Genomic DNA, 14,359 nt, shown 5'->3' with positions numbered 1-14,359 from the left:
AATAAAGAAAGAGGTAAAATAGATTTCATTATAGAAGAGATGACAAAAAACACATAAATCATGAATTATCAAGCCAACGAAAAAGGATATTACGGAGATTTTGGAGGAGCTTATATTCCAGAAATGCTCTACCCAAATGTAGAAGAATTACGAAGTAAGTATCTCGATATAATGAATGAGCCATCATTCAAAGAAGAATTTGACCAATTATTACGAGATTATGTAGGTCGACCCTCTCCTTTGTATTATGCCAAACGTCTTTCTAAAAAACACAACACAAAAGTATACTTAAAACGTGAGGACCTTAATCACACGGGAGCTCATAAAGTAAATAATACCATTGGACAAATTCTTGTAGCCAAACGACTTGGCAAAAACAGAATTATTGCAGAAACGGGAGCAGGACAACATGGGGTTGCTACCGCAACTGTATGCGCTCTTATGGGGATCAAATGCATTGTGTATATGGGTGAGATTGATATAAAGAGGCAAGCTCCCAATGTAGCACGAATGAAAATGCTGGGCGCAGAAGTAAGAGCTGCCAAATCAGGAAGCAAAACACTAAAAGACGCAACAAATGAAGCCATACGTGATTGGATCAATAATCCCGTTGATACGCACTATATTATAGGTTCTGCTATAGGCCCACATCCATACCCTGATATGGTAACACGTTTTCAATCAATCATATCAGAAGAGATCAAATGGCAACTTAAAGAAAAAGAAGGAAGAGAAAACCCCGATTATGTGGTTGCATGTATTGGCGGAGGTAGTAATGCTGCAGGAACCTACTATCATTTCTTAGAAGAACCCAAAGTAGGTATTATAGCTGTAGAAGCCGCAGGAAAAGGTGTGCATAGTGGTGAGAGCGCAGCAACCTCTCAATTGGGTAAAGAAGGAATCATACACGGTTGCAAAACACTATTGATGCAAACTACAGACGGGCAAATAACCGAGCCTTATTCTATTTCGGCAGGATTAGATTATCCTGGTGTCGGGCCATTACATGCACATTTATACAAAACCAATAGAGGAGAATTTTACTCGGTTACAGATGAAGATGCAATGGCAGCAGGATTAGAACTATCACAACTAGAAGGTATCATTCCTGCTATAGAATCCTCGCATGCATTGGCTATTTTTAATGACAAAAAATTTGCACCAGATGATATTGTTGTAATTAGCCTCTCTGGTCGTGGAGACAAAGACCTTGACACCTACATAGACTATTTTAAATTATAAATCAACAATACATACGCTATGAAGTGATGTAAACTTTTTTTCCAGAATCAAAAAAGTTTATACCACCTCTATATTAATCAGGAGAAAAACATACCACTTTTATGAACAGAATCAACCAAAAATTAGCCGAGGACAAAAAATTACTATCCTTATATTTTACTGCAGGATATCCCTCACTTCATGATACTGTAGAAATAATTCAGAATCTGGAGCAACACGGTGTAGATATGATCGAAATAGGATTACCATTTAGTGATCCTCTAGCAGATGGCCCTACCATACAAGAAAGTTCTACTATCGCCTTAAAAAACGGAATGACAACACACCTTCTGTTTGAGCAATTAAAAGATATTCGCAAATCGGTAAACATACCTTTAATTATTATGGGATACTTTAACCCTATGATGCAATATGGGGTAGAAGCCTTTTGTGCCAAATGCCAAGAAATAGGTATTGATGGATTGATTATCCCTGACTTACCCGTAGCAGAATATCATGAACACTATCAAGAGATTTTTGAAAAATATGGACTGATCAATGTTTTTCTAATCACGCCACAAACTTCTAATGAGCGAATTCGATTCATTGATAGTGTATCCAATGGTTTTATTTATATGGTAAGCTCTGCCAGTACCACTGGGGCAAAAAGTACATTTGGAGACACACAGCAGCACTACTTTGAACGTATTGAAGCTTTGCAGCTCAAAAACCCTCAAATAGTTGGTTTTGGTATCAGTAATAAAGACACCTTTACACAAGCAACCAAAAATACCAATGGAGCTATTATTGGATCTGCTTTTATCAAACATCTCACGCAAAATGGACCAAAAGGTATTGGTGATTTTGTAAAAAATATTCGATAATTTGATCATGACATAGTAACAATCAAGAGCTTTGAAACATTAGTAAGTATAAACTAAACATCTGTAAGTAAATGAAAATTAAAAACTATCGTACACTTTTATTTTTGCTTACCTGCATAATTCAACTTGGGTATGGACAAACCGATTTCAATACAAAATTATCAGATGCTGGACTGGCATTAACCAAAGATCAAGTGATCTACGACCCTACTTATTATGCAATAGCATACCCAAACGGGGATGTACCAGAAGGCACAGGGGTTTGCACAGATGTTATTATCAGAGCATACAGAGCACTAGATATTGATCTTCAAAAAGAAGTACATGAGGATATGCGAGCTAATTTTGAAGTATATCCCAAAAATTGGGGGCTATCAAGAACAGATAAAAATATAGACCATAGAAGAGTGCCTAATCTAATGAAGTTTTTTTCTCGATTCGGAAAAGTCAAAAAAATCTCTATGAATCCAGAAGAATATCTGCCAGGAGATATCGTTTGCTGGAATCTGGGAGGAGGTATGACACACATTGGCTTGGTAGTAAATAAAAAATCAGAAGATAAACAACGGTATCTTATCGTACATAACATTGGCGGAGGTCAAGTAATCGCTGATTGCTTGTTTGACTATAAAATTATTGGACATTATCACTATAAAAAATAAGAATCAATACACAAGCTCTATTCAATTAATAAAAAAACAATACTCATGAAAAAAAACATAGTACTGCTCCTTATGTTCGCTTTTGTCTTTGCTTGTAAAGAGAATCAAAAACAAAAAGATATCGAAACTCAAGACGAGATAGAATCAACTACAGATCGCGATATCAATCCAACAGAAACACGGCAAACAGAAACTCGCTCTACCCCTGCATCATCACCTAATGATGTAGATTTTGAACAGGAAGTTCAAAATTTTATCACTTGTAAAAAAGCAGCTACCGAACGTAATGATTGTAGAAATAGTATTACCAAAGTGATTACAAAAATGCACGAGCTTACCGAGTTTAATGACCCCAAATTAGGGTATGTGGTATATGACAGTATTCGTCCGATTGCAGAACGGTCAAAACACTGGCTACAATTAGGTACAATAAATCAAGAAAGCATACAACAGGCATTAGAACATAGTGAGAGAGGTGGTTTATCATTAATCATTGACACCTCAGAAACTTACGGGCATGTGGTAATGATTATCCCTGGTGAGACAACAAAATCAGGATCATGGGGGATGGAATTACCCAACGTATTATCCTTAACAAATTACAAACCAGAGAAATCATTCTATAACAAATCACTTGCCTATGCAATGCAAAAGAGTGATGCTCTCAAAATATTTTTAAGACAATAACCTGTACAAATTCCTGATACCATTCCTGAATTGATTTTTTGATAAATTACTTTGGTAGTAAACTCATGAAGTATTCGTTTGAAACAAACCTTTAATTTCTGAGCATTAAGGTCTCACTTAATGAGCAAAAAATCAATTCAGGAATAATACCAAGGTTACTGTATTTATACTCTTTATACACTACCAAGTTTAAATATCAAAACGTTCTTTTAAAGCTTGCTTAATTCGTTCTAATCCAGCCAAAATATAATCCTTGCGTTCTCCTATGCCTATTCTAAAATGATAATCCATCCCATAACAATCACCCGCGAGAATAAAAACACTTTTTTCTTTACGCAGCCATTCTGCTAGTTCTGTAGAGTTGATTTCTAAATTATATTTTATAAACAGCATTCCTCCACTTTGTGGAGCTGTATATTCAAACAAATCCCCATACTGATTCAACCATTCTTTTACTGCTTTCAAGTTTTCATTAAGCATGGTTCTATTTCTATTTAAAATTTCCAGACGTTTCGCTGGTTGTAGTGCTATTTCTCCTATATAGTGGCTCATAATTCCTGCTGTAATTGATGTATAATCATGGTATGCCCATGTATCTGCAATTATTTTTTCTGGGCCAACTAACCACCCTAAGCGTAACCCTGGTAAAGCATAGGCTTTTGATAGCCCTCCGTTTACCATTACTTTATCATACATACCCATAAAACTTTGTCTTACATTTCCATCTAAAGCCGCTCCGCGATACACTTCGTCACAATATACCCAGGCATCTACACTCTTGGCTATAGTTATAATTTCTTTCATTTCTTCTTTAGTAAGCGTGTATCCTGTTGGATTATTGGGGTTACAAAGGGCAATCATTTTAGTTTTTGAGGTAACCAATTTTTTCAATTGTTCTAAGTCTGGTTTCCAATTATTTTCTTCAAGTAACTGAAAAGCTTTAGGAATACATCCCATTTCTTCTGCAATACCCCAAATCTGCATATAATTAGGAACCATCATTACAACTTCATCTCCCTTTTCTAATAGCGTATGACATGCAATAAAATTTGCTTCAGAAGAACCATTGGTTACCAAAACATTCTCTTCATTAGCCCCATTATAAAGAGCGCTTATTCTTTTACGCAATGGTATAGATCCATTGGTCTGTCCATATCCTAATACTGTATTAGTAAGTGTATCTATTTGTTGTTTATCTAATAATTCATTTAGTGTATACGGATGAAAACCACTCTCTGTCAAATTATAATCAACAGTGTTTTCAAATAAAGACTGTACTCGTTCTAGTTCAAAAATTGGAATATTCATAATCTATTGTTTTTTGTAGTTTGTATAAATTGATTTTGCAATCATAATATCTTGTATAGCAACACCTGTAAGGTCTACAACACTAATTTGCTGTTCATTACTCCTTTGTAGCCCCTCATTTTTAATAGCATTACCCAGTTCAACAACTTTCTCTGGGAGTATCGCACCTTGTTGAATCGCTCTATAAACCTCTCCTCTACTTTTACTTTGAGAAATACTATCTGCAATCACGATATCAGCTTTGCCTAAAATTTCACTTTGTAATTCTTGCTTTTCTGAAGTATCAGAACCTACAGCTGTGATATGAGTTCCTGGTAAAATATCTTCTGATAATAATAGCGGTTCTTTTGAAGCCGTGGTAGTAACAATTATATTACAATGTTTTGAGATTTCATTGGGTGTTTTTGCGATATGTATTACAAACTTATCACTCAGTTCTGATTTTAATTTCTCAACATTTTTTATATTTCTACCCCATATCCACACTGTTTTACAAGAGGTATATTGTTGAAGGTATTCTAATTGTAATTTTGCTTGAATACCTGTTCCTATAATACCAATAGCTACTATCTTTTTTGGTGCAAAATATTTGGCCGCTAGTGCTCCTGCTATCGCTGTACGAATATTGGTAAGATACCCTTCATCTAATAAAATAGCCTCTGATTGTCCTGTTTTCTGGCTAAACAAAAGCATCATCCCTTGGCTAGATGGAATTCCTATTTTTGTATTCTCATAAAACCCTGAAGCTATTTTTATTAGAAAAAAATCATCTTCTTTCAGGTATCCATATTTTATATGTACCTCTCCCTCTGGCTTATCAAAAAGCAACTCTCCTATTGGTGGAATAACAGTATTACCATTACTATATTCCACAAAACCTTTTTCTATAGCCGTCATCAAATCAATATTTTTGAGAATTGATTTAATTTCTGACAGATTAATAATTACACTCATACTGTATGTATTATGTTAAACTAAAAAACCTCCATACACCTCAATCATTTTTATTGATTTAAGGTATATGGAGGTCTTCCATAAATTTTACTTGCTTTCCCTATTTTCTTCCTTAAAGTTGAAAAACAAGCTTGTAACCTAAGTTACTATATCTTTATTTGAATACAAATATATATTTTTTTATTAAATCTTCTTTATCTATTAGAAAATCTATTACATCATAGAAGCTTAGCATAATCACAGCTACGGTTAATTTTTATTAGGGAGACCTACATTAGAAATGGTGTTTATACTGCATTACCCTAAAATCAATAGTGTTGAATTTGGGGTTTTCTTTTTTTAGATCTTTATATTTCTGTAAACTCCCAATAGATCGGTTGGCTGCTCCCGACGGCGCAATGAGAGATACTGTTTTTATCACTCTTTCTCCTACTCTAAATTGATGGATTCTAGGAACCTCATCTGATATTATTTCTAATTTCATCTTATATTCTTTTAGGTGTCTTCTAAAAAAATATTCTGGTCCATTTTTACTATTGCCCCCCGTAAAAAGCAAGGTATCTATTTTAGGATATTGTTTTAGATACCCTATAAGATTTCTAAGCTGTATTTGTTGCATTCCCAAATCAGAAGCATCTATTTTTTCTCTTATACAGCTATGTACAATATCGCAAACACCTATCCCACGAGAGTTTAAAAATGTTTTACGCTGGTCTCTTGCCTCTTGAGTGGTTTCAAATTTTAAGTTTAGTTCAAAAATTTTATCCAATACTGGCCACAGTAATCCACTAATACTACCATAGCAAAAATCTACATCTCCTGTTTTTAACTCCCCTGTAGTAAATCGTGGCGGTGGTAAAGTTCCTACAATTAATTTTGTAGCTCCTTTTGGAAAAAAAGGTTCATAAGGATGGGTGTGCAAAAACATAATGTCTAGATCGATGATGAATTCTTATACGAAGATAACTGGATTCTCTATAAATCAAAAATAGTTGGGTTTACACTAGTATCTTGTACTATCATATATCTTATAATACATCTTTAGTTTACCTCAATCGTCAAAAACACCATATCCATAAAATAAGCATCTGATCAAATTATTTAACTAGTCTTCTTTTTTGCCGTACACCATTTCCTACATAACTATTTGTATACCAAATACTTCGAATTCTAGTTTTTGACTAACGAATTATAGGTATTAAATAACGAATACTAGCTTTCAAATACTTATCCATAAAGTAGATACTAATTTCGAGTCTCAACTCAACTTAAAAAACAAACTCAACTATGAAGAAAGAGAGAACGATTTCAAAGAAAAGCTATTCAAATTCGTAATACTCAATATCAACTATATCGTTTTTTTTAGATCGTTACTCTACACACATTAATTTTTTTATTCACAAATCAAACTCAATTTTTAATTTTTAACCTAACACAATGAAAAAAACATTAATCACTTTAATGCTATTTACCTGCTATTGTACGATAGCACAATATAATGCTTCAGCTCCATGGATGGCAGAATTTGAAAGCAACAAAAAAACATCTGTAATCGATGAGAAAATAACCTTTGAAGAAATTACCACTGCATTTGATAATTACTGGAAAGGTCGTGACCATACCAAAAAAGGAAGTGGATACAAACCATTTATGAGGTGGAGAGAATATTGGAAAAATGCCGTATTACCAGATGGAACACTACCTTCTCCCGCATATTTCTTTACTACTACGGCTGCCAAAAGTAAAATGGCATCCTCTCAAAAAAATAGTAAGGCTGCACCTAGTTGGACACCAATGGGTCCTTTTGATCATAATCAGGCATCTTCATGGTCTCCTGGTCAAGGAAGAATTAATGTTGGAATTATAGATCCAAATAATCCAAATGTTATGTACGCTGGTGCACCTGCAGGAGGAATTTGGAAATCTACCAACAAAGGGGTTAACTGGTCTCCGTTATCAGATGATTTATCTCAAATAGGAGTTTCTGGTATTGCTATAGATCCTAAAAATTCGAATATAATTTACATTGCAACAGGAGACGATGACGCAAGTGATAGTTATAGTATTGGTGTTCTTAAATCTACAAACGGAGGTACTACTTGGTCTCAAACAGGTTTAAGGTTTACTAATACACAAACTACAGCAAATGATATTTATATAAACCCCAATAATTCTAATGAATTATGGGTGGCTACTAGTGTAGGTGTATACAAAACTACCAATGCAGGTGCTAACTGGAACAGAACGTTACAAGGTAACATTAAAGACATAAAGCTTAAACCTGGTAACACAAATGTAATCTATGCGGTAACAGCAACGTCTTTTTATAAATCTACAAATGCAGGTGATAGTTTTTCAAGAGTTCAAAGTGGGCTACCTTCAAGTTCAGGAAGATTAGTAATCGATGTAACCCCTGCAAATCCAAATTATGTATATGTACTAAGTGCACGCTCAAGGACTTCTAACTACTCTTTTCAAGGATTATATCGTTCAACAAATAGTGGTGCTAGTTTTACAAAGACAGCAGAAACTAGAGATATTCTTGAGAGTTCTCAAGCATGGTATGACTTAGCACTTGCTGTTTCTGATAAAAATGCGAATACGGTCTTTGTAGGCTGCCTTAATGTTTGGAAATCAACAAATGGAGGAAGTAATTTTTCTAAAATTAATAATTGGTCCTCTCCAAGACAAGCAACATATACGCATGCCGATATACATTTTTTGAGATATTATGATGGAAAACTTATTTGTGGAAGTGACGGAGGAATCTATATTTCTGAAAATAATGGGCAAAGCTTTAAAGATCTTACCAAAGGACTCCAAATAGGACAATTCTACAGAATTTCAGTAGCAGAAAATAGCAGTGCTGATCATGTAGTTGGTGGTTTACAAGATAATGGAGGGTATGCACTTAACGGAACTGAATGGAATAATTATTATGGCGCAGATGGTATGGATTGTGCTGTTAGTGGAAATAATGATAACACCTATTATGGATTTATTCAAAATGGACAGAATCTTTATGTAACTACAAATAGAGGAGCAAGTCAAAGGCAAGTAGCAAGAGGGCCAGAAACAGGAAACTGGATCACCCCATTAGTATCTGATAAAAATGGTGTTTTATATGCTGGATATTCTAGTTTTTATAAGCTAAATGGGAATTCTTTTCAAAAGCTAAGTAATTTCAATTTTGGAGGAAAGATTGATCATATAGAACTAGACCCAATAAATGGAAACATTATGTATGTTGCCCGTAAGAAAAATCTATTTAAAAGTACCAACAAAGGTGTAAACTGGACCAAAATAGAAACTTTTCAAACTAACATCTCTTCTATAGAAGTCCACAATGACAATAACCAAATTGTTTATGTTTCAACAAGCGGTTCTAGTAATGGAGGTGTTTTTAAGTCTACAAATCAAGGAACTAATTTTACAAATATCAGTGGTAATCTGCCTAATGAAGGTAAATTTATCGTAAAACACCAAAAAGGTACAGAATCTATTTATTTAGGTACCTACCTTGGTGTGTATCATAAAAATGGAAACAATGACTGGCAGAATTATTCTCAAGACTTACCAAATGTTGCTGTTCGTGATTTAGAAGTTAATCTTAAAGATCAAGTGCTTCTTGCGGCTACTTATGGTCGTGGTGTATGGAAAGTGCCACTTGCAGATTCAACAAACCCTGGAGATACTGAGGCTCCTTCTGCTCCTACAAATGTAACAGCTTCTTCAATAACAGATACAAAACTAGTTTTGTCATGGACTGCTTCTACAGATAATGTTGCAGTAATTGGGTATGATATTTATAGAGGAAACACAAACCTTGGAACTGTATCAGGAACAACGACAACAATTAATAACCTAACAGCAAATACAACCTATCAATTTAGAATAAAAGCTAAAGATGCAGCGGGTAATCAATCTGCATTTAGCTCTACAATAAGCGCTACTACTACTGGTGGTGGTACAGGTAATGGATGTACCTCAGGAATATCTTCTTTCCCATACAATGAAGGGTTTGAAAATACTTTGGGGGCATGGTCACAATCTACAGCAGATGATATTAACTGGACTGTAGATGCTAGTGGTACTCCATCAAGTGGAACTGGACCTGCAAGTGCAACACAGGGGTCGTATTATATGTACGTTGAAGCTTCTGGTAATGGAACTGGGTATCCTAACAAAAGAGCTATTTTGACTTCTCCTTGTTTTGATTTATCATCAACAACTCAAGCTAGTTTTACATTTAGCTATCATATGAATGGTACTGGAAATATGGGAAGTATTGCTGTAGAAATCAGCACAGATCAAGGGGCTAACTGGACTAGTATTTGGAGTCAAACTAATAGTCAAGGTAATTCTTGGAAAAATGCAATCATTGATCTTAGCTCATATGCTGGGGGAGGTGTTCAACTACGGTTTAATAGAGTTACAGGAACTACATGGCAAGCAGATATTGCTATAGATAAAGTAGCTGTAACAAATACAACAGCATCAGCAAATCGATGTGATGGTGTTTCGCAACATAATGCTTCAATTTCATATCAGACAGGTGATCAAGTAGTTTATCAAGGTAATCTATGGGAAAAAACAACAACAAGTTGGACAAACCTTGGTGCTTGTGGCAATCCTGTAGCATCAATTGCTTCGGGTACTGTGACGATAGCACCACCAACTATAATTAAGAATGGATTAAAAATATATCCAAATCCTGTAAAGGGAGCTATTCTTAATATTATAACAGGAAATCTTGGTTCTAAATCCTATACAATCTATACTCCATTAGGTCAAATAGTGGACCAAGGAGCTGCTACCAATACTATTAATATTGAAGACTTAGAAGCTGGATCTTACTTTATAAAAGTAGGTACCCAAAATGCTCGATTTGTAAAAGAATAAAAGTCTAGATATAGTTTATTACTAAAGCCTCTTGAAAAATGAATTTCAAGAGGCTTTTATTTTTCTGAAAAACATGTTAAATAATATTCTATCAGGTTGCACATAGGTTTTATCTCTATTAAACTCTCTTATTTCTCTAATCATATCGGTACACATTTGGTCTACTGGCGGATCATAATCTAGCGAAAATCACAGTGATTTTTTAGTTAGTTTCTAGATTCTGAATCAAAAAGTGAAATGAATCCCTAATTTAGAAAGTTACAGAAATACTCACACAATCAAATTTGAAAAATGTTTTAGGAATAATTCACCTGAAATTGAAAGTGAAAAATGGAATTGAAACAAAAAGACTTGAATTTAAAAAAACAACTCAGTAACAAATTTTATTGAAAATAGTCTAACTAGAAATAAACTAACATACAATACGATGAATACACTGACCAATTGGAAAGAGTTCTTTCAATTCTTGAAAAAACCTAATTATTTAAAGCAAACAGAAGGAATAAAAAACAAATCTCTCTTAACTTTTAATTCATTGCTTTTAAATATTCTACTTATTATCCCTTTATTATTACTATATGCAATCTATTTATATTCAACAGGAGAGCTTAATGATAATATGAATGAAAATGTTGAAAAACTATACCATCCAATCATACTATATTCAATGGTTGCAATTTTCGAGGAATTTGCTTTTCGAGGGTTTTTAACAAAATTCAAACCTTTATTATTTTCTATATCTATCACTGGAATATTTTCTTATTATTATAAAAAAACATCTTTTAATAATATGTTTTTTGAACCTGAAGGTTTAATAGAAACGGGGATTTTTGCTATAATGTTATTTTTAATTCTATATTTTATTGGAAAAAAATATAATTCAAAGCTTATCGAATTTTGGAATAAAAACTTTAGCTATATTGTGTATTTCAGTGCATTTCTATTCGCTTTTCTTCATTTTTTCAACTCTAAAGAGTTAGAAATAGGCTATTTAAAAACTATTATCTTTCAACTCATAGGAGCTTTTATTTTGAGTTTCGTTAGAATTAGAGCAGGAATACTATATGCTATTGTATTACATTTTATATTCGATATTATACTTTAAAAACAACTACTTACAGTTGAGTAAAAAAGGAGGATTTCGCCCCTAAACCTCTCAATTCATACAGCTTTTATTATTTATAATAAGGAGAAGTTTGGACTATTACCCAGCAAGAAAAAGCAAAAAGAAAGAGAATCATAAATAAATAAATAAATAGCTCCCTTTCTACGATCCTTTCTTTTTAAATGACTAAACTCATCAATATAACTTCTCCATTTATTACCTTGAAAGAATAAGAAATAATGAACAAAACTTATTATAGATAGAATAATTATTACTCCTACATTTTCTCCAAGTTCATCAAAGATATAATTACTAAAAAAAATAAAAACAAGTGAAAATAAACCAATCATGTGTATAAAAGCTAAAAACAAAATAGCGATAGTTGGTGCTTCATTACGTTCACTTTTATATGACCTATAAAAAGAATAAACGATAAAAAATAGATACCGTAAATACTTTGGTGGGCTTATTTTTGCTAACCAACTATTCATCTTCGCAAAGCTTTTGATTGATATATCATTTTGGGCTGCACATAGGTTTTATCTCTCTTAAACTCTCTTATTTCTCTAATCATATCGGTACGCATTTGCTCTGGTGGGGCATCATAATCTAGTTCAAAATCCATGGTATGAAAATCTTCTTTTGCCCACTGCTCTCGCTCACGTGCCCACGCACTAGCTTGCTGGGTGCTATAGCCGCTAGGTTTACCCCAATCACCAAATTCATCATTGGCATCCATCAAAAAATAAGTACCAGATATCGCCCAGCCATATCCAGGGATAAAAGCAACAAATCCCATAGTAACACCTATATCTATTGAGTATTTTGTATAATAGGTTCTATATGCTTTTCTATAAGCTGTATCCCAAATACTTCATCAAGAATTATATGTGAAACTGGCATAAGAATACATATAAATAAATAAATAAATAGTCCCTCTTCTACGGTCCTGCCTTTTTAAATAGCTAAACTCATCAATATAACTTCTCCATTTTTTTTTATAAATAAACAAATAATAAAAAATAATAAAAGTAATTGTACAAATAAAAAATGCCCATTCGTTTCTATTACCATCTCTATACATTGCATCAGTAAAAAAAAGATTCAAAAAGAATAATAGTATTAATGCTTTTGATATACCTAAAAAAATAGCTGCTGTATAATGCGCTTCATACCGTTCGCTTGTATGACTTCTATACCAACTATAAGCAATATAAAAAAAGTAACGTAAATATTTTGGCGCTCTTATTTTTGCTAACCAACTACTCATCTTCGCAAAGCTTTTGATTGATATATCATTTTGGGCTGTACATAGGTTTTATCTCTCTTAAACTCTCTTATTTCTCTAATCATATCGGTACGCATTTGCTCTGCTGGCGGGTCATAATCTAGCTCAAAATCCATGGTATGAAAATCTTCTTTTGCCCACTGCTCCCGCTCTCGTGCCCATGTACTGGCTTGTTGGGTACTATACCCCCTAGCTTTACCCCAATCACCAAATTCATCATTGGCATCCATCAAAAAATAAGTACCAGATATCGCCCAGCCATATCCAGAGATAAAAGCAGTAAAACCCATAACAATATCTACTGCATTTTTTGTATAAACTGGAATTAATAGAAAAATATATAATCGAAAGATATTAGTGTGCAAATAAGTAAATAAATAAATAAATAAACAGTTCCTTTTCTTCTATCTTTTTTCTTAAAATGCTTAAATTCTTCTACATATACACGCCATTTACCTTGATACCAAAATAAATAATAAAACAATAACCCAGTAATAATAGCAATAGGATACACCGTTTGGTATTCATTAAGTTCAAGTATTATTCCTTTATTAAAAGCATGTAATACCCTTAAAAGAAGAGGGGTATGCACAAACCANNTAACNAAGACTATAGCTGTAGCATGTGCTTCATTACGTTCGCTTTTATAACCTCTATACCAGCTATACGCAATATAAAAGAAGTAGCGTAAATACTTGGGGGGGTGTATTCTTACTAGCCATTCTTTCATTTACGAAATTCTTTAGAGTTAAATAATATTCTATCAGATTTCACATAGGTTTTATCTCTCTTAAACTCTCTTATTTCTCTAATCATATCGGTACGCATTTGCTCTGCTGGAGGGTCATAATCTAGCTCAAAATCCATGGTATGAAAATCTTCTTTTGCCCACTGCTCCCGCTCTCGTGCCCATGTACTGGTTTGTTGGGCACTAAAACCACTGGGTTGCCCCCAATTACCAAACGCACCATCCATATCCATCAAAAAATAAGTGCCTGATATCGCCCAACCATATCCAGAAATAAAAGCGACAAACCCCATAGTAATATCTACAGCAGCTTTATCTTTCATCTCTTTTAAATTAGAATCATTATATGATGTAGCTGTGGATATGTTACGTGCTGTAACAAAAATAGTAACCGCAAAACACACTTTTCCAAGTGCTTTAGGAAAAGGCATTGCTTTACCGCCTCTTACTTTTGCCCAATGATGGCTGGTTTTTAGGCCTTGTCTTACAAATCCGTTTTTTGCGTGTTGAATCTCTTGATAACTATGCCATGCGCCATCTAGGCTTTTCCATTGGGTACCTTCTATTCCCTTTAGGTTAAGAAACGAGTGTGTATAATGT

At 33.7% G+C, this 14,359-nt stretch carries 14 protein-coding genes; 6 read left to right on the top strand and 8 right to left on the bottom strand.

From position 1 onward, the window contains the following. Positions 1-60 precede the first annotated feature (60 nt). From trpB to DG508_RS00060, 4 genes are all read left to right on the top strand, one after another. Positions 61-1,242, top strand: a complete 1,182-nt coding sequence (gene trpB, locus DG508_RS00075) for a tryptophan synthase subunit beta (protein WP_108866196.1) — start codon at positions 61-63, stop codon at positions 1,240-1,242. Between the two features lie 101 nt (positions 1,243-1,343). Further along, complete coding sequence (trpA, locus tag DG508_RS00070) at positions 1,344-2,105, top strand: tryptophan synthase subunit alpha (protein ID WP_108866195.1); 762 nt, start codon at positions 1,344-1,346, stop codon at positions 2,103-2,105. Positions 2,106-2,176: 71 nt separating this feature from the next. Beyond that, complete coding sequence (locus DG508_RS00065) at positions 2,177-2,767, top strand: DUF1287 domain-containing protein (RefSeq protein WP_108866194.1); 591 nt, start codon at positions 2,177-2,179, stop codon at positions 2,765-2,767. A gap of 45 nt (positions 2,768-2,812) precedes the next feature. Further along, entirely contained in the window at positions 2,813-3,454 is a 642-nt protein-coding gene (locus DG508_RS00060; protein ID WP_159090547.1) for a hypothetical protein, read from the top strand. 189 nt (positions 3,455-3,643) lie between these two features. On the opposite strand, the gene DG508_RS00055 is transcribed toward DG508_RS00060, so the two are convergent. The 3 genes from DG508_RS00055 to DG508_RS00045 all read right to left on the bottom strand — a co-directional run bounded on the left by DG508_RS00055 (position 3,644) and on the right by DG508_RS00045 (position 6,644). Then, the gene (locus DG508_RS00055) at positions 3,644-4,762 is read right to left on the bottom strand and encodes an aminotransferase class I/II-fold pyridoxal phosphate-dependent enzyme (RefSeq protein WP_108866192.1); all 1,119 of its coding nucleotides are present in this window, start codon (positions 4,760-4,762) and stop codon (positions 3,644-3,646) included. Between the two features lie 3 nt (positions 4,763-4,765). After that, the gene (locus DG508_RS00050; RefSeq protein ID WP_108866191.1) at positions 4,766-5,716 is read right to left on the bottom strand and encodes a Rossmann-fold NAD(P)-binding domain-containing protein; all 951 of its coding nucleotides are present in this window, start codon (positions 5,714-5,716) and stop codon (positions 4,766-4,768) included. Between the two features lie 274 nt (positions 5,717-5,990). Then, positions 5,991-6,644, bottom strand: coding sequence for a uracil-DNA glycosylase family protein (locus tag DG508_RS00045; RefSeq protein ID WP_103867396.1), 654 nt, complete (start codon positions 6,642-6,644; stop codon positions 5,991-5,993). A gap of 509 nt (positions 6,645-7,153) precedes the next feature. Here DG508_RS00045 and DG508_RS00040 point away from each other — a divergent pair. Together DG508_RS00040 and DG508_RS00035 are read left to right on the top strand one after the other, a co-directional pair. Further along, positions 7,154-10,618: a fibronectin type III domain-containing protein gene (locus DG508_RS00040; protein ID WP_108866190.1), complete on the top strand. Its 3,465-nt coding sequence runs from the start codon at positions 7,154-7,156 to the stop codon at positions 10,616-10,618. A gap of 427 nt (positions 10,619-11,045) precedes the next feature. Next, positions 11,046-11,723, top strand: coding sequence for a CPBP family glutamic-type intramembrane protease (locus tag DG508_RS00035; RefSeq protein WP_108866189.1), 678 nt, complete (start codon positions 11,046-11,048; stop codon positions 11,721-11,723). 74 nt (positions 11,724-11,797) lie between these two features. On the opposite strand, the gene DG508_RS00030 is transcribed toward DG508_RS00035, so the two are convergent. The 5 genes from DG508_RS00030 to DG508_RS00005 form a co-directional block, all read right to left on the bottom strand. Beyond that, entirely contained in the window at positions 11,798-12,214 is a 417-nt protein-coding gene (locus DG508_RS00030; RefSeq protein ID WP_108866188.1) for a hypothetical protein, read from the bottom strand. Then, complete coding sequence (locus tag DG508_RS00025) at positions 12,211-12,522, bottom strand: hypothetical protein (protein WP_108866187.1); 312 nt, start codon at positions 12,520-12,522, stop codon at positions 12,211-12,213. The genes DG508_RS00030 and DG508_RS00025 overlap by 4 nt, the downstream gene beginning before the upstream one ends. Before the next feature lie 78 nt (positions 12,523-12,600). After that, the gene (locus DG508_RS00020; RefSeq protein ID WP_108866186.1) at positions 12,601-12,993 is read right to left on the bottom strand and encodes a hypothetical protein; all 393 of its coding nucleotides are present in this window, start codon (positions 12,991-12,993) and stop codon (positions 12,601-12,603) included. Beyond that, on the bottom strand, positions 12,990-13,301 hold the full coding sequence (locus DG508_RS00015) for a hypothetical protein (protein WP_159090546.1): 312 nt from the start codon (positions 13,299-13,301) through the stop codon (positions 12,990-12,992). Before DG508_RS00015 ends, DG508_RS00020 begins: the two co-directional genes overlap by 4 nt. Before the next feature lie 436 nt (positions 13,302-13,737). Then, positions 13,738-14,359: hypothetical protein (locus DG508_RS00005; RefSeq protein ID WP_159090544.1), on the bottom strand; the 622-nt coding region annotated here is incomplete at its 5' end.

This window comes from Aquimarina aquimarini, from assembly GCF_900299535.1.
In the GTDB taxonomy this organism is placed as follows: Bacteria; Bacteroidota; Bacteroidia; order Flavobacteriales; family Flavobacteriaceae; genus Aquimarina; species Aquimarina aquimarini.
The sequence above is the reverse complement of the archived record's forward strand: the minus strand, read 5'-3'. Positions and strand labels throughout refer to the sequence as shown.

What these genes read in the sequence shown, in the direction of transcription:
- trpB (WP_108866196.1), top strand. Translation starts at nt 61, where the DNA reads ATGAATTATCAAGCCAACGAAAAAGGATATTACGGAGATTTTGGAGGA.
- trpA (WP_108866195.1), top strand. Translation starts at nt 1,344, where the DNA reads ATGAACAGAATCAACCAAAAATTAGCCGAGGACAAAAAATTACTATCC.
- DG508_RS00065 (WP_108866194.1), top strand. Translation starts at nt 2,177, where the DNA reads ATGAAAATTAAAAACTATCGTACACTTTTATTTTTGCTTACCTGCATA.
- DG508_RS00060 (WP_159090547.1), top strand. Translation starts at nt 2,813, where the DNA reads ATGAAAAAAAACATAGTACTGCTCCTTATGTTCGCTTTTGTCTTTGCT.
- DG508_RS00055 (WP_108866192.1), bottom strand. Translation starts at nt 4,762, where the DNA reads ATGAATATTCCAATTTTTGAACTAGAACGAGTACAGTCTTTATTTGAA.
- DG508_RS00050 (WP_108866191.1), bottom strand. Translation starts at nt 5,716, where the DNA reads ATGAGTGTAATTATTAATCTGTCAGAAATTAAATCAATTCTCAAAAAT.
- DG508_RS00045 (WP_103867396.1), bottom strand. Translation starts at nt 6,644, where the DNA reads ATGTTTTTGCACACCCATCCTTATGAACCTTTTTTTCCAAAAGGAGCT.
- DG508_RS00040 (WP_108866190.1), top strand. Translation starts at nt 7,154, where the DNA reads ATGAAAAAAACATTAATCACTTTAATGCTATTTACCTGCTATTGTACG.
- DG508_RS00035 (WP_108866189.1), top strand. Translation starts at nt 11,046, where the DNA reads ATGAATACACTGACCAATTGGAAAGAGTTCTTTCAATTCTTGAAAAAA.
- DG508_RS00030 (WP_108866188.1), bottom strand. Translation starts at nt 12,214, where the DNA reads ATGAATAGTTGGTTAGCAAAAATAAGCCCACCAAAGTATTTACGGTAT.
- DG508_RS00025 (WP_108866187.1), bottom strand. Translation starts at nt 12,522, where the DNA reads ATGGGATTTGTTGCTTTTATCCCTGGATATGGCTGGGCGATATCTGGT.
- DG508_RS00020 (WP_108866186.1), bottom strand. Translation starts at nt 12,993, where the DNA reads ATGAGTAGTTGGTTAGCAAAAATAAGAGCGCCAAAATATTTACGTTAC.
- DG508_RS00015 (WP_159090546.1), bottom strand. Translation starts at nt 13,301, where the DNA reads ATGGGTTTTACTGCTTTTATCTCTGGATATGGCTGGGCGATATCTGGT.